The 25,809-nt window shown below is 36.7% G+C and carries 27 protein-coding genes; 26 read left to right on the top strand and 1 reads right to left on the bottom strand.

Features of this window, described 5'->3' with window-relative positions; translation table 11 throughout:
• The first annotated feature begins 5 nt into the window (after positions 1-5).
• The 12 genes from hisC (at position 6) to ACFOUV_RS03905 (ending at position 10,669) form a co-directional block, all read left to right on the top strand.
• Entirely contained in the window at positions 6-1,109 is a 1,104-nt protein-coding gene (gene hisC / locus ACFOUV_RS03850) for a histidinol-phosphate transaminase (protein ID WP_379495435.1), read from the top strand.
• Complete coding sequence (locus tag ACFOUV_RS03855; protein WP_379495436.1) at positions 1,109-2,212, top strand: prephenate dehydrogenase; 1,104 nt, start codon at positions 1,109-1,111, stop codon at positions 2,210-2,212. The genes hisC and ACFOUV_RS03855 overlap by 1 nt, the downstream gene beginning before the upstream one ends.
• Before the next feature lie 20 nt (positions 2,213-2,232).
• Positions 2,233-3,519, top strand: coding sequence for a 3-phosphoshikimate 1-carboxyvinyltransferase (gene aroA / locus ACFOUV_RS03860; protein ID WP_379495437.1), 1,287 nt, complete (start codon positions 2,233-2,235; stop codon positions 3,517-3,519).
• Between the two features lie 128 nt (positions 3,520-3,647).
• Entirely contained in the window at positions 3,648-4,913 is a 1,266-nt protein-coding gene (locus ACFOUV_RS03865; protein ID WP_379495438.1) for a tetratricopeptide repeat protein, read from the top strand.
• Positions 4,914-4,944: 31 nt separating this feature from the next.
• On the top strand, positions 4,945-5,520 hold the full coding sequence (locus tag ACFOUV_RS03870) for a ReoY family proteolytic degradation factor (protein ID WP_379495753.1): 576 nt from the start codon (positions 4,945-4,947) through the stop codon (positions 5,518-5,520).
• Positions 5,521-5,608: 88 nt separating this feature from the next.
• Positions 5,609-6,067 carry a YpiF family protein gene (locus ACFOUV_RS03875; RefSeq protein WP_379495439.1) on the top strand — a complete coding sequence of 153 codons (459 nt, stop codon included), beginning with the start codon at positions 5,609-5,611 and terminating at the stop codon, positions 6,065-6,067.
• Positions 6,068-6,220: 153 nt separating this feature from the next.
• The gene (locus ACFOUV_RS03880; protein ID WP_379495440.1) at positions 6,221-6,733 is read left to right on the top strand and encodes a QcrA and Rieske domain-containing protein; all 513 of its coding nucleotides are present in this window, start codon (positions 6,221-6,223) and stop codon (positions 6,731-6,733) included.
• Between the two features lie 6 nt (positions 6,734-6,739).
• The gene (gene qcrB / locus ACFOUV_RS03885; protein ID WP_379495441.1) at positions 6,740-7,414 is read left to right on the top strand and encodes a menaquinol-cytochrome c reductase cytochrome b subunit; all 675 of its coding nucleotides are present in this window, start codon (positions 6,740-6,742) and stop codon (positions 7,412-7,414) included.
• Positions 7,415-7,429: 15 nt separating this feature from the next.
• Positions 7,430-8,203, top strand: coding sequence for a menaquinol-cytochrome c reductase cytochrome b/c subunit (locus ACFOUV_RS03890; RefSeq protein ID WP_379495442.1), 774 nt, complete (start codon positions 7,430-7,432; stop codon positions 8,201-8,203).
• 81 nt (positions 8,204-8,284) lie between these two features.
• Positions 8,285-8,857 (top strand): DUF1405 domain-containing protein, encoded by a 573-nt coding sequence (locus ACFOUV_RS03895; RefSeq protein WP_379495443.1) that lies wholly within the window; start codon positions 8,285-8,287, stop codon positions 8,855-8,857.
• 794 nt (positions 8,858-9,651) lie between these two features.
• A complete protein-coding gene (locus ACFOUV_RS03900) occupies positions 9,652-9,924 on the top strand; it encodes a sporulation protein YpjB (protein WP_379495444.1) in 273 nt (90 codons plus the stop codon).
• 64 nt (positions 9,925-9,988) lie between these two features.
• Entirely contained in the window at positions 9,989-10,669 is a 681-nt protein-coding gene (locus ACFOUV_RS03905; RefSeq protein ID WP_379495445.1) for a zinc metallopeptidase, read from the top strand.
• A gap of 70 nt (positions 10,670-10,739) precedes the next feature.
• On the opposite strand, the gene ACFOUV_RS03910 is transcribed toward ACFOUV_RS03905, so the two are convergent.
• Positions 10,740-11,612 carry a YitT family protein gene (locus ACFOUV_RS03910; protein WP_379495446.1) on the bottom strand — a complete coding sequence of 291 codons (873 nt, stop codon included), beginning with the start codon at positions 11,610-11,612 and terminating at the stop codon, positions 10,740-10,742.
• Positions 11,613-11,827: 215 nt separating this feature from the next.
• Here ACFOUV_RS03910 and ACFOUV_RS03915 point away from each other — a divergent pair, with 215 nt between their 5' ends.
• From ACFOUV_RS03915 to nth, 14 genes are all read left to right on the top strand, one after another.
• Positions 11,828-12,118 (top strand): nucleotide pyrophosphohydrolase, encoded by a 291-nt coding sequence (locus ACFOUV_RS03915; protein WP_379495447.1) that lies wholly within the window; start codon positions 11,828-11,830, stop codon positions 12,116-12,118.
• Positions 12,119-12,180: 62 nt separating this feature from the next.
• A complete protein-coding gene (gene dapB, locus ACFOUV_RS03920; protein ID WP_379495448.1) occupies positions 12,181-12,975 on the top strand; it encodes a 4-hydroxy-tetrahydrodipicolinate reductase in 795 nt (264 codons plus the stop codon).
• Between the two features lie 50 nt (positions 12,976-13,025).
• Entirely contained in the window at positions 13,026-13,448 is a 423-nt protein-coding gene (mgsA, locus tag ACFOUV_RS03925; protein ID WP_379495449.1) for a methylglyoxal synthase, read from the top strand.
• Positions 13,445-14,569, top strand: coding sequence for an N-acetyl-alpha-D-glucosaminyl L-malate synthase BshA (gene bshA / locus ACFOUV_RS03930; protein WP_379495450.1), 1,125 nt, complete (start codon positions 13,445-13,447; stop codon positions 14,567-14,569). The genes mgsA and bshA overlap by 4 nt, the downstream gene beginning before the upstream one ends.
• A 10-nt stretch (positions 14,570-14,579) precedes the next feature.
• On the top strand, positions 14,580-15,791 hold the full coding sequence (locus ACFOUV_RS03935) for a CCA tRNA nucleotidyltransferase (RefSeq protein ID WP_379495451.1): 1,212 nt from the start codon (positions 14,580-14,582) through the stop codon (positions 15,789-15,791).
• Positions 15,767-16,756 carry a biotin--[acetyl-CoA-carboxylase] ligase gene (locus ACFOUV_RS03940; protein ID WP_379495452.1) on the top strand — a complete coding sequence of 330 codons (990 nt, stop codon included), beginning with the start codon at positions 15,767-15,769 and terminating at the stop codon, positions 16,754-16,756. The genes ACFOUV_RS03935 and ACFOUV_RS03940 overlap by 25 nt, the downstream gene beginning before the upstream one ends.
• A 53-nt stretch (positions 16,757-16,809) precedes the next feature.
• Positions 16,810-17,682 (top strand): pantoate--beta-alanine ligase, encoded by an 873-nt coding sequence (gene panC / locus ACFOUV_RS03945; RefSeq protein ID WP_379495453.1) that lies wholly within the window; start codon positions 16,810-16,812, stop codon positions 17,680-17,682.
• Between the two features lie 11 nt (positions 17,683-17,693).
• Positions 17,694-18,077 (top strand): aspartate 1-decarboxylase, encoded by a 384-nt coding sequence (gene panD, locus ACFOUV_RS03950; protein ID WP_379495454.1) that lies wholly within the window; start codon positions 17,694-17,696, stop codon positions 18,075-18,077.
• Between the two features lie 89 nt (positions 18,078-18,166).
• A complete protein-coding gene (gene dinG, locus ACFOUV_RS03955; protein ID WP_379495455.1) occupies positions 18,167-20,968 on the top strand; it encodes an ATP-dependent DNA helicase DinG in 2,802 nt (933 codons plus the stop codon).
• 329 nt (positions 20,969-21,297) lie between these two features.
• Entirely contained in the window at positions 21,298-21,813 is a 516-nt protein-coding gene (locus tag ACFOUV_RS03960) for a cell wall elongation regulator TseB-like domain-containing protein (RefSeq protein WP_379495456.1), read from the top strand.
• Positions 21,814-21,829: 16 nt separating this feature from the next.
• A complete protein-coding gene (locus ACFOUV_RS03965) occupies positions 21,830-23,017 on the top strand; it encodes a pyridoxal phosphate-dependent aminotransferase (protein WP_379495457.1) in 1,188 nt (395 codons plus the stop codon).
• An 18-nt stretch (positions 23,018-23,035) separates the two neighbouring features.
• Positions 23,036-24,328 (top strand): asparagine--tRNA ligase, encoded by a 1,293-nt coding sequence (gene asnS / locus ACFOUV_RS03970; RefSeq protein WP_379495458.1) that lies wholly within the window; start codon positions 23,036-23,038, stop codon positions 24,326-24,328.
• 104 nt (positions 24,329-24,432) lie between these two features.
• A complete protein-coding gene (locus ACFOUV_RS03975; protein WP_379495459.1) occupies positions 24,433-25,116 on the top strand; it encodes a DnaD domain-containing protein in 684 nt (227 codons plus the stop codon).
• Positions 25,117-25,120: 4 nt separating this feature from the next.
• Complete coding sequence (gene nth, locus ACFOUV_RS03980) at positions 25,121-25,777, top strand: endonuclease III (protein ID WP_379495460.1); 657 nt, start codon at positions 25,121-25,123, stop codon at positions 25,775-25,777.
• Positions 25,778-25,809: the final 32 nt, after the last annotated feature.

Below are 25,809 nucleotides of genomic sequence, written 5' to 3' on the forward strand. Positions count from 1 at the left end.
TAATAATGGAAGGGAAACCGGTTTTAAACCAACTTAGCCCATACAAACAGGGGAAACAAACGAAGGAAATACAGGAAGAGTTTGGATTGACACATATCGTCAAATTGGCTTCAAACGAGAATCCAAATGGTTATTCAGAACAAGTAAAGAATAAACTATCGAACAATTTGCCTGAATTTAATATTTATCCAGATGGTTATACGAGTGAGTTGCGATTAGCCTTAACAAATAGATGGAACATTGATCAAGATCAAATCGTATTCGGCAGTGGGTCCGAGGAAATTATTCAATTACTTTGCCGTTCTTTCCTGCTTCCTGGTTCCAGTGTAGTTATGGCAACACCAACATTTCCGCAATACAAACATTATGCACTTATCGAAGGAGCTTCCGTAAAAGAAATACCAACAGATAATTTTGGTTATCATGATTTAGACGGGATATTGAAAGCAATTGATGAAACTACTAAGATTGTATTTCTATGTTCACCGAATAACCCGACAGGCACAGTTATCTCCAAAGAAGACTTTGAGATTTTTATGAGTAAGTGTCCGACAGATGTAATGGTAGCTTTTGATGAAGCTTATTATGAATACATGGATAAAGATGCAAATGTTCACGCGTTGTCCTATATTGATCGTTATGACAACCTAATTACAATGCGCACATTTTCAAAAGCATACGGATTAGCTGGACTTCGAATCGGTTATGGGATTGCGAATAGCGATATTATAACTACCCTTGATAAAGTTAGAGGACCGTTTAATACAACATCAATTGCTCAAAAAGCAGCGATTACCGCACTTGAAGATCAGACATTTATTGAAAGTACATATGCTTTAAACAAAACGGTTAGAACTTCTTTTGAAAAGTTTTTGGATGATATCAGATGGAAGTATTATGATTCAGAAACAAACTTTTTGCTTATCGAAACTCCTGTAAGTGGTATGGAAGTATTTCAATACCTCATAGAAAACGGTTTTATTATAAGACCTGGAGAATTACTTGGGGTCCCTAATACGATACGAGTGACCATTGGCAAAGAAGATGAGATGAAGGAACTTCAGCAATTGCTATTAAATTTTCATAAAGGACTAACGAAGGTGCAATGATGAATAAGAAAAACATATTAGTTGCCGGCTTAGGTCTAATTGGAGGATCTCTTGCTAAAAGTATGGCAGCATCAGATGAAAATCACATTATCGGATACGATCTAAATGAAGATTCACTGAAATTTGCTCTTTTAAATGGAATTGTCCATGAAACGAGTCATAACTTTACGCAGTCTGCATTACTGGCAGATTTTATTATACTGGCAGCTCCAATTTCTGAAACAATCTCATTAATGAGAGAAATAAACACAATCGCTTTTAAAAAAGAAGTCATTATTTCAGATACCGCTTCCGTAAAAAGCCCAATTATGGCGGCAGCTAAACTTTTAACCAATGAAAAAGTTACGTTTATTGGGGGTCACCCAATGGCTGGCTCTCATAAAAAAGGGATTCAAGCAGCAAAATCGCATTTATTCGAAAATGCTATTTATGTACTTTCACCTACACAGGAAGACAGTGAAAATGAGTTAAAGAAATTACAGACCATTTTAAGTAGTGCAAAAAGTAAATTTGTTATACTGAATCCAGATGAGCATGATGAAATGACAGGAGTAGTTTCTCATTTTCCTCATTTAATAGCATCTTCCTTAGTGCATCAGGCCAAGAAATGGGAAAAGATGCATGAATTTTTGCCTAAACTTGCTGCAGGTGGATTCAGAGATATAACAAGAATCGCCTCTAGCAATCCGAAAATGTGGCAAGATATTTTTTCCCATAATAGCAGCAAAATGTCCGTATTGCTTGAAGATTGGATTCAAGAAATGAAAGAACTAAAAATGCTTCTGGATAAAGACGACAAGGAAAAGATGATTACTTACCTTGATAAGGCCAAGCTATATCGTGACGGTCTTGCCGAATCAGAAAAAGGGGCTATTCCATCTTTTTACGATTTATATGTGGATATCCGTGATCAAACTGGTGCACTTGCCACTGTTGTTCAATTACTTGCAAATGAAAATATTAGTATAAAAAATATCGAAATACTTGAAGTTCGTGAAGATATTACAGGTGTTTTGAGATTAAGCTTTTACACAAAGGACGCACAATTATACAGTTCCAGATTCCTGGAAAATAATGGTTATGAGACAATGATCCAAAAATGACTTGGGAAGGAAGAAAATCTGTGAGCGAAAAAATACTGAAACCTCTTAATACTAATTTATCAGGAGAAATTATTATTCCTGGAGACAAATCTGTTTCACACCGTTCGGTTATATTCGGTTCTCTAGCTCGTGGAATTACGAAAGTTGCTAATTTCCTCGATGGAGAAGACTGTTTTAGAACCGTAAACGTCTTTCGTGAAATGGGTGTCACCATCCAAGTAGATGGAACAAACCTGACTATAGAAAGTAAAGGTTTTAAAAATTTAATGGAACCCTCACAGCCACTTAATTTGGGGAACTCGGGTACAACAACCAGGCTGATGCTTGGCATACTGGCAGGATTGCCATTTTTTACGACTGCATACGGCGATGCCTCATTGTCAAAACGCCCAATGGATCGAGTTGTAAACCCGTTACGCCAAATGGGCGCAAACATTGATGGAAGAAATAATGGGAATTTGCTTCCTTTATCGATACGTGGAAGTAAACTAAATAGCATTGATTACACCCTTCCGGTGAAGAGTGCTCAAGTTAAGTCTGCAATCCTATTAGCAGGTCTTTTGGCAAAAGGAAGAACATCTGTAACGGAGAAAATCCCTACCAGAGATCACACAGAAAATATGCTCAAAGCTTTTGGAGCAGACATTATAACCGACGGACACACTACTTCGATTAGCGGAAGAAATGAACTAACTGCGACAGACGTATATGTACCGGGGGATATCTCTTCAGCCGCTTTCTTTCTCGTTGCTGGAGCGATTGTTCCTGGCAGCAGACTTAAACTGAAAAATGTTGGCTTAAACAAAAGTCGGACCGGTGTTATTGAAGTACTTCAGAGCATGGGTGCCGATTTGATTATTGATAATGAAAATACGATTGGCGGGGAAGTCATTGGCGATATACAAATCTCTTTTGGTACTCTAAAAGGGATAACCATTGAGGGAAATATCATTCCAAGACTTATTGATGAAATTCCCATCATAGCATTATTGGCAACACAAGCAGAAGGGACTACGGTTATTAAAGACGCCGAAGAACTCCGAGTGAAAGAAACAGATAGGATCGATGCTGTTACAGATGTTTTGACGACATTAGGAGCTTCCATTACACCTACCGAAGATGGGATGATTATAAAAGGAAAAACACCATTGAACGGTGGAAAAGTAGCCTCCTATGATGATCATCGTATCGCCATGATGGGTGCGATAGCTTCATTGATAACAAAGGATGAAGTAATTATTGATGACATTTCCTGTATTTCAATCTCGTATCCTGACTTCTTTAAAGATTTGAAATCACTATACTAAACATGAACAAAGAAAAGAATCTGCCAATTGCAGATTCTTTTTAATTCACAAGTTTGAACCTATAAACTATTTTCGGTATGATAAAAGATGGTATAATTTAAGTATGGTATGCAGAGAGGATGTTCGTCATGGACACCATTATGGAAGCGGTACAATTAGTAGAGAATAATCAAACCGAAAAAGCAATTAAGATGCTGAGTAATTATTTACAAAAAGCAACTGATGATGAAAAATATACGATTGCAGAACTGTACCTACAATGGGGTTTTTTACAAGAGGCACGACAACTATTGGAGGAATTACTTCATCAATATCCTGATGAAAATGATATAAAAATTTCACTTGCCGATATTTTTATAGAAATGGAAGAAGATGAACCCGCAATAACACTGCTTAATGAGATAGATGAAGGTGACCCTGCTTATATACAAGCATTGATTCAACTGGCAGATTTATATCAGGCACAAGGGCTATTCGAAGTATCTGAACAGAAATTATTGAACGCCAAACAGTTGGCTCCTAGCGAAATTATTATCGATTTTGCACTAGGAGAACTATACTTCTCGATAGGGGAATACCTTAAGGCAATCAATTATTACGAAAGGGTGAAAACCAAACAAAATGAAGTAGCTCATATTTCAATCGATGACAGACTTGGTGAATCGTTTGCAGCAGCTGGTGAATATGAAAAAGCATTAAGTTACTTTAAGGAAGATGGGAATGAAAATGCAGATAAGCTGTTTAAACATGGTGTAACAGCATTTCAAGCAGAAAGGAATGATATTGCAATCAAGGCCTGGGAGCATGTTCTAGAAGTTGATGATGATTATCACACGGTGTATTACCAACTTGCTAAGGCTTATGAAGGTGAAGGAATGATTGAAGAAGCCTTTAAAACAGCAAAAAAGGGCATTGAAAGAGATGCGTACAATAAAGAACTATACTTTATAGCCGGATCTATTGCCCATCAGCTGGGCCAGAATGAAGAAAGTGAAAATTTCGTTCGCGAGTCTATTGCGCTTGACCCCGATTATAAAGAAGCCGTGCTGTTTTTAATTGAACTTTTCAAACAGAATGATAACTATGAAGAGATAACAGAGCTAGTTGGAGAAATAAAAAATACTGGCGCAGATGATCCCTTATATGATTGGGAACTTGCACGTGCATTTAACGAAATTGAATTGTTTGAGGATGCATTAAAATGCTATCGTGAAGCATATAATAGTTTAAATCAAGATAGTGACTTTCTTAAAGAGTACGGGTACTTTCTAACTGAGGAGGGTAGGATTAAAGACGCTATACCCATCTTTGAATCCTATGTTTCGCTTCAACCACTTGATGAGGATGCTGAAGCGTATCTGAACAGATTAAAACAAACATCTGAATTGGATTAAACGTATATTGTAAATCTAAAGGGGGAAAATGATGATAACTCCTGTTACTGCCCAGGATAAAAAAAGTTTCATTCAATGGTTCCTTAATCATTACCGGCTGAAGAAACGTGAGAGTGTGTGGATTCTTAATTATCTAGTTAATCACAATGACCTTCTTGATAACGTGCACTTTGTCAGAGATGTAAAATATTGTCCTAGAGGAATCATGATGACCAGTCACTGTTCAGAAGAAGTACCTTTCCGATTTTACAAGAACCACCTTGTTACGACAGATGCTGAGAAATCATTTCATGAAATTCGCCTAAACCAAAATGAACCCTTATACTTACAGTTAAATTTCAAAAAATCCAATCAACATTCCTATTACGCATCTGTATTGGAAGAGAACCCTTTTATTCCTGTAGATTATTATATAACCAATGATGATAAGGATTTGACCAATCAGTTACTTAGCCATTCATTATATGAATATAAGAAAAATAAACTCATGGATGAAATTGATCGTGCACTGGACGAAATGAATGTTGAGAAATTCCAGCAGCTATCTGAGGAATTTAAGAAATTAAAAGCAACCTTTTCCCATCAACCTGACTCCAAGGAGGAATAGGTTGATTTTTTTTTTTCCTTATAAGATAAGATTTTAAGTGTTACAATATAAAGGGAAGACTAAAATAAACAGAAAGGAGAAATCAATAATGAGATGGAGGAAAACGGATTTACAACAATATGTACAAGCTAAAGAATACATAGATACGATTCTCTTACCATTAGTTCCAATACAGCTTTCAAACGATGAAGAGGCAGATAAATATTCCTCTCAAGCTGAAGTTATAGCGAGCCTAGCAAATGGTATTGAAAAAGAGCTCACAGGCCGGACAATGCTTGTACCTAACTACCATTATTTAAAATCTGCCGACAAGACGACAGAAGTTCAGCGTCTTAATAACTGGGCAGCAGATATGAAAGAACAGCCATTTTCTCATATTATATACATAACTTTTGATTCTACGTGGAAAAAGCAGGAAAAAGCTTTAACTGAAAATTTATTGTGGATGCCGGCTGTACAATCAGGAGAGATAAATTCCAAAGAAATGCAACGTATAATACGTGATCAAGTTAGTCAGACTGTGGATTTGATACGATCTTTTTGGTAGTAAATTGTCATAATTACTCAAAAAAAGTAAGTCATTTGATTGTGAATATTGTTTTATATTGACCGAATAAATAGATTGCGCTATCATGGTATTGTCCTAGTAATCTGAAGTAAACTTATATGTCCGTGAATATTGTAAAGAGGGGGGAAAATCATGAGTGATGAAAAACAGCAAGTATCCCGTAGACAGTTTCTTAACTATACGCTTACTGGGGTAGGTGGCTTTATGGCAGCCGGACTACTTATTTCTCCAATAAGAATGGCGGTTGATCCCGTATTAAAAGAATCCTCAGCAGGTGACTTGGCAAATGTAGGCTTATCTGTTGATGATATTACATCAGATCCTCAGCGAATCGATTGGAGCGTTGACCAAGTAGATGGCTGGTATGAATCTGAAGTAAATCGCTCTGCATGGGTTTATAAAAATGAAAATGACGAAATTGTAGCCTTTTCCCCGGTTTGTAAACACTTAGGTTGTATTGTTTCATGGGAAGGCAGTGAACAGCATCCGGACGAATACTTCTGTCCATGCCACGATGGACGCTACTACAAGGATGGTACCAACGTTCCAGGTACACCACCGCTAGCTCCACTGGATGTTTATGAACAGGAAGTCAGGGATGGCATGTTATTCCTAGGCAATGCAATACCACAAGGGGAGGCGTAATGACTTATGTTACAGAAGATTTATGATTGGATTGATGATCGTATAGATATTACGCCAATATGGCGAGATATCGCAGATCATGAAGTTCCGGAACATGTTAACCCTGCCCACCATTTTTCTGCATTTGTTTATTGTTTCGGAGGGCTGACATTTTTCGTTGTAGTCATTCAGATTCTTTCTGGAATGTTCCTTACGATGTATTATGTTCCTGACATTGAAAACGCATGGAAATCCGTGTATTACTTACAAACGGAAGTTGCTCATGGGCAAATTGTAAGAGGTATGCACCATTGGGGCGCCAGTGTTGTCATTGTAATGCTATTATTACATACTCTTCGTGTGTTTTTCCAAGGTGCTTACAAGAAACCACGTGAACTTAACTGGATGGTCGGTGTATTGATCTTCTTTGTCATGCTTGGCTTAGGTTTTACTGGTTATTTATTGCCTTGGGATAATAAAGCATATTTCGCAACACAAGTTGGACTTGAAATGGCAGAACAGGTACCGTTTATCGGTACACAGCTGAAAGTATTATTGGCGGGAGACGCAACGATTGTTGGTGCCCAAACATTGACAAGATTCTTTGCGATCCATGTATTCTTCTTGCCTGCAGCACTATTTGGTTTATTAGCAGCACATTTTATTTTAATACGTAGACAAGGTATTTCCGGACCACTATAAGAAGGAGGGCAAGTGATGCATAAGGGTAAAGGTATGAAATTTGTCGGGGATTCAAGAATCTCCGCTGAAAGGAAACCAAATATACCGAAAGATTATTCTGAGTATCCTGGAAGAACAGAAGCTTTTTGGCCCAACTTTTTATTAAAAGAATGGTTGGCTGGATCAGTATTTTTAGTTGGATTTTTATGTTTGACATTAGCACATCCATCACCATTGGAGGGGATGGCAGATCCAACAGATGCAGCATATATACCACTGCCAGATTGGTACTTCTTATTCCTGTATGAGCTATTGAAATATGAATTTGCAAGTGGAGACTTTATTCTACTTGGCATGCTCGTGCTACCAGGACTAGCATTTGGTGCACTTTTACTTGCACCATTTTTGGATAATGGACCAGGACGTAGACCACATCAACGTCCGGTTGCAGTAGGAATGATGTTATTAGGCTTAGTTTCAGTTGTATGGTTAACTTATACTTCCGCGTCCCATGTGGATTGGGAAAGCCGAGCTGAAGCAAATAAACCAATTCCTGCATCTGAAGTTACGATCGATACTGAGCATCCTGGTTATGCTTCTTATGAAAACAGTTGTGTGGCGTGTCACGGGGCTGAATTGGAAGGCGGAGCAGGACCTGCATTGGTAGGTAGTGATTTATCTGCGGAAGAGATTGCTACAATCGCAGTAGAAGGTATTGGCTCGATGCCAGCTGATCAATTTCAGGGAACGGATGAAGAATTGGAGCAATTAGCAGACTTTATCGTTACCGTAAATGAATCAGCAGAATAACTGATAGTATCATAAAACACCTTTGCCATATTAAATTGGTGAAGGTGTTTTTTAATTAGTAACCACGGAAAGGATAAAACAATGATTAAATACATACTGCAGGACAAAAAGTTTATTCTTTTGCTATTTCTCATCAATTTCTTCGGAACGTTATACGGTTATTATTGGTATAAAAGCCAACTCGCCAATACACCCGATTTATTTCTAATTTTTGTTCCAGATAGTCCAACAGCCAGTTTGTTTTTCACCTTCTTTTTATTGTTCTTCCTGTTCGGAAGAAATGTTCCTTATATTGAAGCACTCGCGATTATAACGTTGTTTAAATACGGAACGTGGGCTGTTGTCATGAATTTTCTAACGTTAATTGTTGAGGGTTCCTTAGGCTGGCAAGGTTATATGCTTATGGCATCTCACGCTGGAATGGCAATCCAGGGCCTTCTATATGCACCATTTTATAAAATTAAATTAAGACATATTGTCATTGCTGCAATTTGGACACTTCATAATGATGTTATTGACTATTTATTTGGAATGATGCCTACTTACTCTTCTTTAAATCAATATATGAATGAGATTGGTTACTTTACATTCTGGCTTAGTATTCTGTCTATAGTTATCGCTTATTGGTTAACGATACACAAAAAGGAATTGTAAGTAACTCAACTTTTACAGAATGAAATGGACAAATAAGCCTTGATAGAATAGGAGGGCTCGTGATACACTGCTTAAGTTGATTTTGGATGAACATGTTAGCACTAATCTGTCTTGATACAGCGAGATTCCAAGGTCCTTTTCGATAAATTTGTTGCTTTTTATCATCGGATTTTGTATAAAATGTGAAGTAACTGTTGGTCGTTTTTAAAAATATGCGCTGTTGCTGCCGGCCGAGATCGCTCTGGGCGGATGCTTTCCGCGGGCACGGCCTCAGCCCCGAAGAGAAAACCGCTCTTCGGGTCTTCGGACACGTGCTGTTCCCGCAGGAGTCACCGCCCGCCGCTCACCCGGACTGGTGAAGCTGTATGATAGTATGATGCTATTTTAGCTTTTCGCAAGTGAAGTAATTGTCAGCAACCTTCTAACTAGCTTTGGGAAATACACGGAGACTCCTACGGGAAGAGAGGCATAGGTGAGGCACTGAAATGCGTTAGCATGAAGGGGCTCACCAGCCGCCTTAGGATGCGCGCAGTGTATTTCCCAAAGCGGTCGCCGAAGTTACTTATCCTAGTTCATAGTTTTTCTCAACTCTGCGATGATTAAAAAGCAATAAACATTAAGATAATATGGGCCTTATTTTTACCAAGTTTAGCAAGGGGATTAGTAGAGACATTCTAAGTTTGACCAATTTAACTGTTTGAACCTTACGAAAATTGAGTAGTAATTGTTATATCGTTCGTATCTCCATCATACACTTGAATAATAACAAGTTTATGAGGTGAGAGGTGATCTCTATGGTTAACAGAAGGAAACTACTTGTTCGGATCACAACCGCATTGCTCATAGGGATTTTATTCTATATTCAATTCAGTACATTATGGGTTGAAGCTAGTACAGTCAATAAAGGAAATACAATAGAAAAACATGTGGATATCACACTCCTTATTTGGTCTGCTTTAATAGTAGGAGGATGTATAATTGGTACATTATCTTACGTAAGCTGGAAAAAATATAATGCAGAAGTAAAATTAAAAAAGGAAGCAAGGAAGGACAAATCAGTTGACTAAATCAAGGAATTTGACTAAAATTGACCTTAGATAGATATTTCCAACTTCAAATGGAGGAATGCAAATGGGCTTAGGTAGTTACCTTATTTATATTGCTTTATTAATGATAATCCCCATGTGGGCACAATCAAAAGTAAAAAGCACCTATACAAAATATTCAAAAAAACCAACTTCATCCTCAATGACCGGTGCAGAGGTTGCCCGTAAAATTTTGGATGAAAATGGCTTATATGATGTACAGATTGGACAAGTTAAAGGTACATTATCGGATCATTATGATCCAAGAAAAAAAGTAATCAAACTTTCTGAAGGTATTTTTCATGGTCGTTCCATGGCTTCTTCTGCTGTTGCAGCACATGAAGTGGGACATGCTATTCAAGATGAGCAAGAGTACGCATTTTTAAAAATGAGAAGCGCCTTAGTTCCAATTGCTAACTTTGGTTCCAATATTTCTTTCTTCTTTATTTTAGCAGGTATTTTCTTCAGCATGACAAATATGCTCCTGTTAGGTATCATCTTCATGTCGGCAGCTGTACTGTTCCAGTTAGTAACCCTTCCTGTAGAGTTTGATGCATCTAACCGTGCAATGACTCAATTGGTTTCAGCTGGCGTGATAAACAATAATGAAGAACGTGAAACGAAAAAAGTTCTTAATGCTGCGGCACTAACATATGTAGCAGCTGCTTTGGTAGCTGTTGCTGAATTGTTAAGATTCGTATTAATTTACCTTTCACAGAGAGATTAATAATTAAAAGGGACAACAAGTAAACTTGTTGTCCCTTTATTTTTGATTCATTCACTATTCAAATGTTCATTTAGTCACGTATCGGATTCTTATTCTCGTCCAATGTAAATCCTTCACCCATTACATCATGTGCAGTCGTTACGGCTACAAATGCATGGGGATCAATTCCATTGATAATACCCTTCAGCCGAACAATTTCATTTCTTGCAACAACACAATAAAGGACATCTCTTTTTTCTCCTGAAAAACTTCCTCTTCCATCAAGTACAGTTACTCCACGATCCATGGAAGCGAGTATTTTCTCAGCTATTTCATCACTCTTACTGGATATGATCGTTGCCCCTTTTGCAGAATAAGCACCTTCCTGAAGAAAATCAATCACCCTTGCAGCTACATAGACAGCAACTAATGTATACATACCTTGTACCAAATCGAGAATAACAAAAACAGATGTGGCAATAACAATTAAATCAAACAAAAACATGGTCCGTCCCATACTCCAGCCTACATATTTATTAACAAGCCTTGCTATAATATCAACACCACCAGTTGTACCTCCATAGCGGAAAATAATCCCCAAACCAACACCGATAAACACTCCGGCAAAAAGTGCAACCAAAGTCATATCATTTTGCAATTGAATGGAAAATTGATAGGTCTGAAATATACTTAAAAATACAGAAACAGCAACCGTTCCAATGATCGTATAAAGAAATGTGCTTCTCCCCAGGAATTTCCAACCTACAAGGAACACTGGTATGTTCAATAAAATATTTGTAATCGCCGGATCCCAACCCCAAAGAAAGTAGAGCAATAATGTAATACCGGTAAAACCGCCTTCTCCTAAATTGTTTTGCATATTAAAATGGACGATACCAAAAGAAAAAATTGCTGATCCGAGCAAGATAAATAAGGTGTTTTTTGTTTTTATTCCAAACCTCATTTCAAAGTCCCTCCTAACATTAATCTATACCCTTTATTCCAAAGCAAAGTCTTTCTTAGTATAGACAATTCGTTTCATAAGAACAAATTAAAATTTATATGTATCAAAAATTTGTCAAAATAGTTCACTTTCGCTAACATGAAAGGAGTAAAGTGAAGAAGAGGTGAATTACCATCGACACACCAATCTACGATACAAAGGAAATTCAACAGAGAGTGGACAACTATATTTCTCAATATAAGGAAGGCTACTTTTCGCCATTAGCATTAATGGCAAGATTAACGGAGGAAGTTGGAGAGTTGGCCAGGGAAGTAAATCATTATCATGGTGAAAAACCTAAAAAGGCGTCTGAAAAAGAAAATACGATAGAAGCGGAATTGGGGGATATCATCTTTGTTTTAACCTGTTTTGCCAATTCACTTGATATCGATCTCTCAGAATCGTTTCAGATTGCAATTAATAAAATCGAAACAAGGGACAAAGATCGCTGGACCCATAAAGATTAACAATATCGTATAGATTAAAAAAGAGATTACTTTTTGAACATTCTATGAAGGAGATGGAGACCATGGCAATAAACATTATCTTAGCTGGACCTAGAGGAAGAATGGGTTCAGAAGCAGTAAATATGGTTTTAAATGAACCTGACTTTAAATTGGTTGCATGCATTGACAGAAAGCATGATGGAGAACAGTTAACAGACATCCAGGGATTACCTAATAAAGACGTTCCTATTTTCAAGGAAATTGAAGAATGCTTCCAGCAGGTGAATGCAGATGTTTTTATTGATCTTACGATACCTGAGGTAGGATATTATCATACAAAAACAGCCATGGAAAATAATATTAGACCAGTTGTTGGCACTACTGGATTTACAGATGAGCAGATCGTTGAACTTTCACAGTTAGCTCAAACGAAAAAAACGGGTTGTATCATAGCTCCTAATTTTGCAGTAGGAGCTGTATTAATGATGAAGTTTTCAGAAATGGCAGCGAAATACTTTTCCGATGTTGAGATTATTGAAAAACATCATGACAGAAAATTAGATGCTCCATCTGGGACAGCTAAAAAAACAGCAGAGTTAATCAGGAATACGAGGGAAGCTAAAAAACAAGGTCACCCAGATGAAACAGAAACAATACGAGGGGCCCGTGGTGCTGAGCTGGATGGAATGCGAATTCACAGTGTACGCCTCCCCGGATTAGTAGCTCATCAGGAGGTTTTATTTGGCAGCTCTGGGCAAACACTGTCCATCAAGCATGATTCATTAAATCGTGAATCCTTTATGGAAGGCATTAAATTATCTGTATACAAAGTAATGGAAATGGATGAACTTACATACGGACTTGAAAATATTCTATAAATGTTGCTAGGCATAGAAGTTCGATTAGTGAGTGAAAAAGGAAGGTTTATATGAATATTGCTCTTATTGCACATGATAAAAAGAAGGATGACATGATAAATTTCAGTATTGCATACTCCCATATACTAAATAGTCACCAGCTGTTTGCGACTGGAACAACAGGAAAGTTAATTTCAAAAGCAACAGGACTAAATATCCACAAATTTCAATCTGGACCACTTGGTGGCGATCAGCAAATAGGGGCTATGATTGCCAATAATAAAATGGATATGGTGATATTTTTCAGGGATCCACTTACTGCACAACCACATGAGCCCGATGTAAGTGCTCTAATGCGATTATGTGATGTCTATCAAATACCACTGGCAACAAATATCGCTGCCTCCGAAATTTTCCTACATGGTTTAGAACGCGGAGACTTAGAATGGAGAGAAATTTTAAAGGAACGCCAGCAGAAAGAAGGTAACAATTGAGAAAGATAGGAATAACATGCTATCCAACCGTTGGGGGCTCCGGAGTAATCGCTACAGAGTTGGGAAAGCTTCTCGCTGAAGAAGGAAACGAGATTCACTTTATCACATCCAGTGTACCTTTTAGGCTTAATAAAATTCACCCAAAGATATTCTACCATGAAGTAGAAATGAACCATTATCCTGTTTTCCAATATCCACCATATGACTTTGCACTTGCAGCAAAGATGGCAGAAGTAATTGATCAAGAAAAATTGGATATTCTTCATGTTCACTACGCAATGCCACATGCTATTTGTGCCATATTGGCGAAAGATATAGCACAACATGATGTTAAAATTGTCACGACACTTCATGGAACGGATATTACTGTTCTTGGGATTGACCATACATTTAAGAAAATAATTAAACATGGTATTGAAAAATCTGATGCAGTAACAGCAGTTTCCGGTAGTCTAGTTAATCAAACGATCCAAATGCTCGATCTAACTAAAGATATATCTGTTATTTATAATTTTGTTAATGAAGAAGAATACCATAAGAAAAGTGTTCCTACACTTAAGGAGCAGTATGGAATTGAACCTGATGAAAAGGTTCTTATACACATTTCCAATTTTCGAAAAGTAAAACGTGTCCAGGATATTATCTATTCATTTAATTCAATTAGAGAACAAGTTAAGAGTAAGCTACTTCTCATTGGAGATGGGCCAGAATATTCACATATGATGCAACTTGTAGAAAAACTCGAGTTAAAAGAACATGTACTTTTCCTTGGAAAACAAAATAATATTAGTGAACTGCTCTCCATTGCAGACTTAAAGCTGCTGCTATCAGAGAAGGAGAGCTTCGGACTTGTCCTTCTTGAAGCAATGGCCTGTGGGGTCCCATGTATCGGAACAAATGTAGGCGGGATACCAGAAGTAATTAAGCATAATGAGACCGGTTATATTGTTGAATTAGGTGATATTGAAACTACTGCTCAATATGCGATCGATTTGTTGAATAATGAGCATTTATTAAATCAATTCGCAGAAAACGCCACCGAGCACAGTAAGGAAAATTTTAAATCAAGTAAAATCGTGAATACGTATATAGAACTTTATGACACAATTATGAAAAAGTAAACAGGAGAAAATGGTGAATAGAATGTTACCGAAGGCATTTTTAATGGCGAAACCAGTACTGGAGCATATTGAGAAACACAATCACCAAGCATATTTTGTAGGTGGGTGTGTACGCGATCTTTTGTTAAATCGACCACTGGGCGATATCGACATTGCCACCTCTGCATCACCGGAGTATATCCAAGAAATTTTCCCTAAAGTAATTCCAGTCGGCATTGAACACGGTACAGTCATCGTAAGGTACGAAAAAGAATCCTATGAAGTTACTACCTTTCGAATGGATGGAAACTACTCAGATAAACGTCATCCTGATACCGTTCAATTTATTGACAAGATTGATAAAGACTTAGAAAGACGCGATTTTACTATTAATGCACTCGCAATGAATTTAAGAGGGGACATGATTGATTTATTTGGTGGTAAAGAAGATATACAGAAAGAAATCATTCGTACGGTCGGAAATGGGTATGAACGATTTACCGAAGACCCTTTACGTATCATTCGAGCGCTTCGCTTCTCCAGTCAGCTGGGATTCACGATCCATCCAGAAACTCTGGATGATATAAAATTGGTGCGGCATGAAATAAAAAGTCTTGCAATGGAACGTATAACAAATGAATTTACAAAGCTATTTGCTGGAACCTATATTACAACTGGTATTCAATACGTAAAAAATCTGGAAATAGGGAAATTTCTTCCTGTTTTCTCTGATTTTCCTGATATAATTAATCTAATTCCTTCAACCATGAAGCCATTAAAATCTTTTGGTGAGGTAATTACTCTATTACACCTCTTGAAACCAGAAGTAACCATAAACCATTGGGTCACCAAATGGAAGTGCTCGAACAAGACGAAATTTGAGGCAAGTCAATTGTTGGAAGCATATAAACATTACACCGTAAATGGGTTGGATAATATGCTCGTATACCGATTAAGACCTGAGTTCTATGCTGGCTTTGTCCGTTTAGTTCATATATTGGAGGATACGAGTGTCAGCATGCAACAAATGGTAATGATTGAAAACAAACTGGAGATTTATCAAAAAAGTGATTTGGCAATCAATGGACATGATTTAATCGAATTATTTCCCGAGAGGAAAAAGGGACCTTGGTTAAACCATGTCATCAATCAAATTGAACAAGAGGTTGTTACAGGTAAATTAATGAATAATAAAAACGTTATAAAGGATTGGGTAAAATGGAATCCACCCGCGATCGATTAATCAATCTATTGGCTGAGAATAAGGATAGCTTTATTTCAGGACAAGTATTATCCGATTCTCTGAATATATCAAGAAACGCTGTCTGGAAACATATGAAAGAGCTTGAAAAAGATGGTTATCAAATTGAGGCTAAACCGAGAAAAGGATACAGAATCAAGAAATATCCTGAGAAGTTGAGTAGTAATACAATTAAATGGGGATTGGATTCCAAATGGATTGCTAAGAAAGTAATACATTTGGAAACTGTCGAATCCACGCAGACCATTGCTCATCAGGCTGCAAGGGAAAATTCACCGCATGGTACAATTGTTGTTGCTGACGAACAAACAATGGGGAGAGGGAGAATGAACCGTTCCTGGCATTCTTCTAAAGAGAAGGGTATATGGCTCAGCATCCTATTAAGACCGGAAATACCGCCTAATCATGCTTCTCAATTAACATTAGTAACAGCAACTGTCCTAGCCGAAGTTTTAAGCAAAATCGAAAATGTTGAACCACTTATTAAATGGCCGAATGATATATTATTAAACAGGAAAAAGACAGCAGGAATTCTGACAGAAATGCAGTCCGAACAGGATCAAATTCAATATATATTGATTGGTATTGGTTTAAATGTTAATCATTCTATTCATGATTTGAATGAGGATATACAATCAAAAGCTACATCACTACGAATCGAAACAGAAAAAGAATGGTCCGTTAAGGATATCATTCAAAAATTACTTATTGCCTTCGAAACTGCCTATGATGCATACATGGAAGATGGCTTTGCCCCGACTAAAAAGAAATGGGAAAACTATGGATTTAAAATTGGGGAGAACATCGCTATTAAAACATTCAATGACAAATGGCAAGGGAAATTTCTCGGCATATCAGACGAAGGTGCCTTGTTGACTGAATCCAAGGATGGAACTCCTGTGAAACTTTATTCAGCTGAAATTGATTGGTTTACAGAACAAGATTAGGTAGTCATCAATCTTTCCGAATTGAAAATTATTACTCCAAAGTGGGGATAACGATGCAAATCATTAGAACTGTAAAGGAAATGCAGCTTATCAGTATCCAATTAAAAAATGAGCAAAAGCAAATAGGTTATGTTGCAACAATGGGCTATTTTCATGAAGGTCATCTTAATTTGATGAAGCAAGCAAGAAAAGAGAATGATATTGTTATAACAAGTATTTTTGTAAATCCATTGCAGTTCGGTCCGAATGAGGATTTTGAGAAATATCCAAGAAATAAAGAGAAAGATACGAGGGAAGCAGAAGAAGCAGGAATCGACTATCTTTTCCTTCCAAGTGTAGACGAAATGTATCCGGATAAGCAGCTGATTAAGATGCACATGGAAAGACGAGTTAACGTTTTATGTGGAAACTCAAGACCTGGTCACTTTGATGGCGTTCTGACTGTTTTAACAAAATTATTTCATATTGTTTTACCGGACAAAACGTACTTCGGTTTAAAGGATGCTCAGCAGGTTGCAGTGGTAGAAGCCCTGATAAGAGATCATAATTTCCCAATTAAATTGATAGGTGTTCCAACCACAAGAGAAGCGGATGGGCTAGCTAAAAGCAGTAGAAATGTTTTCTTAAACGAACAGGAACGGAAAGAAGCAGTCTGGCTATACAAAAGCCTGTTGCATGGCCAGCAATTAGTAGTTGACGGAGTTAAAAATCCTGATATCATTGTTAAAGAGGTCCACGAATTATTAAGAGAACATGTTTCCGGCAAAGTTGATTATATTGAAATGTTGAGCTACCCGGATCTTTTGCCTGTCTTAGATACAAATCAAAATATAATTTTGGCTGCCGCCATTTACTTTGAAGAAGCAAGAATAATCGACAATATTATTTTAAATGCAAAGGGACAGATAAAGAGCCAATTTGAGTAGGAGGAATTGAAATGTTCCGCACTATGATGAAAAGTAAAATTCATCGTGCAAGGGTTACTGAAGCTAACCTGAATTACGTTGGAAGTGTTACGATCGATGAATCCATATTAGAACAAGTGGACATATTACCACATGAAAAGGTCCAAATAGTCAATAATAATAACGGAGAACGCCTTGAAACATATGTAATTCCCGGTGAAAGAGGGACAGGGGTAATATGCCTTAATGGAGCAGCAGCGAGGCTTGTACAAGAAGGAGACATCGTTATTATCGTTTCCTATGCAGTTGTTTCAGAGGAAGAATTAGAATCTCATCGTCCAAAAGTTGCTATTATGAATAAATATAATCAAGTTGAACAACTCATTGAACAAGAGCCGCCTCTAACAATCATGTAGGCTTACATGCAAGATTTAAGAACTCTTATCGACTTCATTGATAAGAGTTTTACTATTAACCAGCTCGATTAGAAAGCAAGGTGGGAAAGATGGATAAATTTGTAGTAGTCGATCTCGAAACTACAGGACACTCTCCGTCCAAAAATGATAAAATAATTGAAGTCGGTATCGTTGTTATTGAAAATAATGTAATCACTGATACCCGTACGACCTTATTGAATCCAAGCAAATCCATTCCACCGTTTATTTCAAATTTAACCGGGATATCAGATGAGGACGTCGTAGAAGCACCATTATTTTATGAAAAAGCGGACAAAATTATTGATATATTTAAAGACAGTTATTTAATTGCACATAATGTCACGTTTGATCTTGGATTTCTTAATGCAGAACTTGCAGCAAATGGAAGAGAAAGACTAATGAATCCCGTATTGGATACTGTGGAATTATCAAGAATTTTATTTCCAAAAGCACCAAGTTATAAGTTGGGCCAGCTTGCCAGTTATTTGGATATCCGCCACGAAGATCCACATCGTGCACTTTCAGATGCATATGTAACTGCTAAATTATTCATAAAGCTAAAAGAAAAATTAGAATCTCTGCCATATGAGACAATTGATCATTTATTTAAGCTTGAAAAAATGTTTATCTCTGACGTGAAGGAACTATTATCAGAAAGATTAGAGGAATTAGCGTTTTCGATAGCTGATCAAAAAGATATTACATCTTTTAAAGGTTTAGCGTTTAAACATATCGATGACATCATAAAAGAAACATATGTCGTGGAAACCTCATTTGGAGAATACTTGGATGAAATATATGAAGAGAATGGCTCGATGCAAAGGCAGTTTACTAAATACGAAAAGCGTGCTGGCCAAAGAGAAATGTCAGAAATCATATATGATTCATTTCATTCATCAAGTCATGCGTTAATTGAAGCAGAAACTGGAACAGGTAAGTCTCTTGGCTATTTAATTCCTGCAGTCTATGAGGCAGTAAAAACGAAACATAAAATTATTATTAGCACCTATACAACTCAACTGCAGAGCCAGTTACTTGATGAGGAGATCCCATCCATAAGAGATTTCATAGAGATTCCTTTCAAAGTTGCATTGTTAAAAGGAAAAAGTCATTACATAAGTTTGGAGAAATTTACACATGAATTGGATAACACGCAAACAGATAACTATGACACAGCATTAACAAAAGCAATGCTGCTTGTATGGTTGACAGAGACGGAGACTGGAGATATTGATGAAGTACAGTTACCAACAAGCGGATACTTTTTTTATAAAAAGATTTCTACAGATGCTGAAAGTAATGTAGATCCCCAGTCACCTTGGTTTTCGAGGTCTTATTATCAGAAGGCTAGAAGAAAGGCCCAAAAAGCTGATATAATCATTACAAATCATGCACTACTTTGCACAGATATGTTTAATGATTATCAATTTTTACCAGGTTATGAGAAAGTAATTATCGATGAGGCCCACCATTTTGAAGATACTGCCTCTCGTCATTATGGGATGAAACTGGATTACATCAATATGCAGTTTACGTTTAATCAAATTGGTCGTTCCAATGATGGGAAAATGTTTGGTAAGGTTCTGAAAAATTATTCATTAACAGAGGAACATATTCCAATTGAAAGTTGGGATGAAATTCTTGATAAAACAAAATACGAAATAGATGACTTATTTCAAACGCTTTATCAATATGTTGTCTCACAACATAAAAACAGTAAATCCTTAAGTGATATTGGGCGACTGCAGTATCGATTCAAGGAAGAAAAGGAAGAACAAACAACTTGGTCGATTATTAAAGAAATGGTATCAAGAGTAACATTTTATATGAGGGACGCGATTCACATTTTATCTATAATTGAACAGCATTTGTCCGAGCGGGAAGTATTGGATAAATACGACAGGGAAGATTTATTATCAATGACAGCAATTCTTCAAGACTTTATCGATGGTTTGGAGCTGTTATTTTTTACAGAAGGTACTGTCCCTCAAATAAAATGGATTGAGATTGATACAAAGGGAAGTAAGAATGCTGTTTACTTATACAGTGAACCTTCCGATATCTCTGAATTGCTGGCAGATGAATTTTTCGAGAGTAAAAAAAGCGTTATCTTGACAAGCGCCACACTTACCATGAAGAATTCCTTTGACTTTATACAGAAAAGACTCGGTTTAAAACCGGATCGACTAATAACAAAAAAAATAGAATCACCATTTTCATACAAGGACCAGGTTCAATTACTTATTCCTAATGATTTCCCTGATATAAAGTACGGAAATATGGATGATTTTATCTATGCAACATGTGAAGCAATTATCTCTTTGGCCGAAATAACAAAAGGAAGAATGCTTGTTTTATTTACTTCTTATGATATGTTGAAAAAGTCATATTCATTATTAAAGGAAATTATTACGGATAATGAATATATACTTATTGGCCAAGGGATTACAAGTGGAAGCAGATCAAGGCTTAAAAAAAACTTTCAGACGTTTGATCAGGCAATTCTTCTCGGTACAAGTTCCTTTTGGGAAGGGGTGGATATACCAGGTGAAGATTTATCCTGTCTCATGATCGTCAGACTTCCGTTCCAGCCCCCGAATCATCCAGTATTTGAAGCAAAATCAAAAATGCTGAAAGAAAATGGGAAAAATGGATTTATGGAATTATCATTACCAAACGCTGTGATTAAATTCAAGCAAGGTTTTGGACGTTTAATTCGCTCTTCAAGCGACAGAGGGATTGTCTTTGTCTGTGATGCACGAATTATTAAAACGAGGTATGGAAAATTTTTTACGGAGTCCATCCCAGATGTTCCTTTAACATTTGATTCGACCAAAAACCTACTGACTAAAGCAGAAGAATGGTTTTAACTTCGAGTAAAAAAACTACTGATACAACCGTATTGTATCAGTAGGGAAGTTAGATATGTTGTGTGGGTTAGGAATATTTTTTGTCAAATTGAATATAAAAAGTAAATTACCTTCTTGGGCTAATTGACTGTAATCATACTTTGTACATCAATTTAACTTATACATAGTGTTTACTTACTGTTACGAGCTATGTATAGTAAAAATTGATAAAACATGAAGGAATAAAATTGGAGGAATACAGATGAATAGGTATAATGGAGGGATTTCGCTACGTACACTCCAATTTTCATCTATGAATAGACTAAAATTGAATCCACTGGATGAGATATATGCGTAGTTCGAGGTCCGGTTGGCTACTATGGAGTTCGTTACTGTTATTGGTTATTATTTTAGCTTGTATCATATATGCGGTATACTTGTACAATGATTTATATGATAGCAAGACAGAAGGATTTCATGAAACCTCAAAGCAAATCCTGAACCAAACATCCATAACAGAAGTAAAAAAAATTGAACGATACAATGGTTCAACGTCTTACCATGTCATATTTGGTGTAAATGATGAGAATGAGGAAAAGCTCATTTTCTATCCACTCGAAGGTAATGAAAAAGAACTTACAACGATTGACAGGTCCAAGGTACTGTCAGAAGAAGAAACTGTAAATCTTTGGAGAACACAATGCAACGAATGCGAATTCGTAAAAATTAATCCTGCATTGGAAAATGATGAGCCTCTATGGGAAATAACGTATCATGACAATAATAATCGTTATGTCATGGATTATCTTTCCATTTATGATGGCTCACCAGTTGAAAGCTACGTATTTAAAAAGATGTTTAATTAGAGAGGGGAACTAAAAAATGGAATTAGCACATCGAGTAAAAACATTATCACCTTCATCCACTTTGGCAATTACTGCAAAAGCAAAAGAATTAAAACAACAAGGCCATGACGTCATTGGCCTGGGAGCAGGGGAACCTGACTTCAATACACCAGACTACATACTGGAAGCTGCAAAAAAAGCAATGGATGATGGCATGACTAAATATACACCAGCAGGAGGAATTGTTGAACTTAAAAAAGCAATTGCTGCAAAGTTCACTGATGACAATGAATTATCCTATGCGAATGACCAAATTATTGTTACAACAGGAGCAAAACACGCACTTTATACATTGTTTCAAGTAATTCTTAACAAAGGGGATGAAGTAATTGTACCTTCTCCATACTGGGTGAGCTATCCTGAGCAAATTAAACTAGCTGAAGGAAGTGCCGTATTTGTTCAAGCTTCTGAAAAAAATCATTTCAAAATTACACCAAACGAATTGGAAGAGGCAATTACAGACAAAACAAAAGCAGTAGTTATTAATTCACCATCCAATCCTACTGGGATGATGTATAATAAGGATGAACTGGAAAAAATTGGTGAAGTCTGCCTGAAACATAATATCTTGATCATTTCAGATGAAATATATGAAAAACTTATTTACACAGAAAAGCCACATACTTCAATCGCATCTCTTTCAAACGAATTAAAGGAACAAACTGTTATTATTAATGGTGTTTCTAAATCACATGCAATGACTGGTTGGAGAATTGGTTATGCAGCAGGGTCAAAAGAAATCATCAAAGCGATGACTAACCTAGCTTCGCATTCTACTTCAAATCCTACTTCGATTGCTCAATATGCTGCACTTGCTGCATACAGCACGGAAGAAGACACAACACTAGAATTAAAACAGGTCTTTGCAGACAGACTTGATGTTTTTTACGATTTAATAAATGATATTCCTGGTATAAGCTGTGTGAAACCAGAAGGAGCCTTCTATCTATTTCCAAATGTAAAAGAAGCAGCTACCAAGAATGGATTTACAAGTGTAGATGAATGGGTTACAGCATTACTTGAGGAAGAAAAAGTCGCACTTGTACCAGGATCTGGATTTGGGTCACCAGATAATGCACGTCTATCCTATGCATTATCTTTAGAAGAATTAACAGAAGCTGCCAAAAGAATAAAACGATTTGTCGTAAATAATCAGTCTAAGTAAGATGGAGGTCAACTATTTATGAAAATAACCATATCACAAGCGTCAAAGCATAAGGAACAAACTGTTACGATTGGTGCATGGCTTGCAAATAAAAGATCCAGTGGAAAGATTGCTTTTCTCCAGTTACGTGACGGGACAGGATTCATGCAAGGTGTTGTCGTAAAAAGCGAAGTATCCGAAGAAACATTTAATCTGGCTAAAAATTTAACACAAGAAACATCCATGTATATAACCGGAAAAATTGTTGAAGACACGCGCTCTGCATTCGGTTATGAGATACAGGTTAGTGAAATTGAAGTCATCCATGAAGCGGCTGATTATCCAATTACACCAAAAGAACATGGTACTGAATTTTTAATGGATCATCGCCATTTGTGGCTACGTTCCAAAAAACAGCATGCTGTTATGAAAATCAGAAATGAAATTATTCGCTCGACGTATAAGTTCTTCAATGAAAATGATTTTGTTAAAATTGATCCGCCAATCCTTACAGGGTCATCAGCAGAAGGGACAACTGAATTATTCCATACAAAGTACTTTGATGAAGAAGCATATTTATCACAAAGCGGACAATTATATATGGAAGCTGCAGCGATGGCATTTGGAAAAGTATTTTCTTTCGGGCCTACTTTCCGCGCTGAAAAATCAAAAACACGCAGACATTTAATTGAATTCTGGATGATTGAACCTGAAATGGCATTTGTTAATCATGAGGAAAGCTTGCAGATCCAAGAGAATTATGTGAGTTATATTGCACAATCTGTACTTGATAATTGTAAGCTTGAACTAGATGTTTTAGAACGTGATACGTCTAAATTAGAACTAATCAAAGCTCCTTTCCCTAGGATTTCCTATGATGATGCTATTGAATTATTAAAGAAAAAAGGGTTCGATGATATCGAATGGGGAGAAGATTTTGGGTCTCCACATGAAACAGCAATTGCTGAACACTTTGAAAAACCAGTTTTCATTACAAATTATCCAGCCGAAATCAAAGCATTTTATATGAAACCTGATCCGGAACGCTCAGATGTCGTACTCTGTGCAGATTTAATTGCCCCAGAAGGTTATGGAGAAATTATAGGTGGCTCACAACGTATCGATGATCTGGAATTGATGAAAGAAAGATACGATCAGCACGGATTGAATGGACCTGCTTATAAGTGGTATATGGAATTAAGACAATATGGAAGTGTTCCACATTCTGGCTTTGGATTGGGACTTGAAAGAACAGTTGCATGGCTATCAGGTGTTGACCATGTCAGGGAGACCATTCCATTCCCAAGATTACTAAATCGGCTATATCCATAAGAAATATAATTATATTAAAATCCCTTGCAAATACGTAGCAAGGGTTTTTAATTTCTTAGAATGACTTCTCGTTCATGCTATACTAATATAGAGGTGCTAGAATTATGACAAAAAAAATTTCTATTCAACAAATCCTTTCCAATCAATTGAACATACCAAGTATTTTGCTTTCAAAGTATAAATCAATAGGTCTAGATGAAAAAGAGGTAATGATTATTCTTCAATTATTACGCTATTTAGAGGATAATAATGACTTTCCAACGCCATACGACCTTTCTCAATATGTCACGATGAATGAAAAAGAATGTGCGAATATGCTTCGCACATTAATTCAGAAAAACCTGCTTTCGATAGAACAAAAAGAAAATGAAAAGCATCAATTAAGTGAAGCTTATAGTCTAAACCCATTGTGGGAAAAGATGTTTACACAGGAAGAGGATAAACCCGATGAAGATCAAACAGTTGGTACTATTTTTATTCTGTTTGAGCAGGAATTTGGACGGCCATTATCTCCGTTTGAAATTGAAACAATTAATGCCTGGATGGATGAAGATGAAATCGAACCTTCGCTAATTAAAGCTGGCTTAAGAGAATCTGTACTAATGGGTAAACTGAATTTCAAATATATTGATCGTATTCTTCGGGAGTGGAAGAAAAAAGGTATCCATACTGTAGACCAAGCCCGTCAAGCAACCAAAAACTTTCATAATAGAAAAAGCACAAAAGAAGAAAAAACAATAAAAAGAGATACATCCTTTTATTACAACTGGTTGGAAGGAGAAGACTAAAATAATGCTTAACAGAAAGCAGATTAGATATTGCCTTGATGAGATGGCGGAAATGTTTCCAGATGCGAAGGGTGAGTTGGTACATTCCAATCCATTTGAACTTGTGATCGCCGTTTTACTTTCCGCACAATGTACGGACAAACTTGTTAATAAAGTAACTGCTAACCTTTTCAAGAAGTATAAAAAACCGGAAGACTACTTAGAAGTCTCACTTGAGGAACTGGAGAATGATATTAAATCCATTGGTCTATACCGTACAAAAGCAAAAAACATTAAAAAATTATGCCAAATGTTACTGGATGATTATAACGGGAAAGTACCCCGAACTAAAGAAGATTTAATAAAGCTTGCCGGCGTTGGCAGAAAAACTGCAAACGTTGTAGCCTCTATCGCGTTTAATGAGCCTGCCATTGCAGTGGATACACATGTTGAGCGTGTTTCGAAACGTTTAGGTATCTGCAGATGGAAAGACTCTGTCATAGAGGTAGAGGAAACTCTAATGCGAAAGGTGCCGCGTGATGAATGGAGTGTTACACACCACCGAATGATATTCTTTGGCAGATATCATTGTAAAGCTCGTAATCCTAATTGCCCGGAGTGTCCATTGCTGGAACTTTGCAGAGAAGGACAGAAACGAATGAAAAAGCAAAATGCACAATAAAAGAGGTAAACTCATCATGAGTTTACCTCTTT

The organism is Oceanobacillus longus (assembly GCF_042650085.1).
Lineage (GTDB): Bacteria > Bacillota > Bacilli > Bacillales > Amphibacillaceae > Oceanobacillus > Oceanobacillus longus.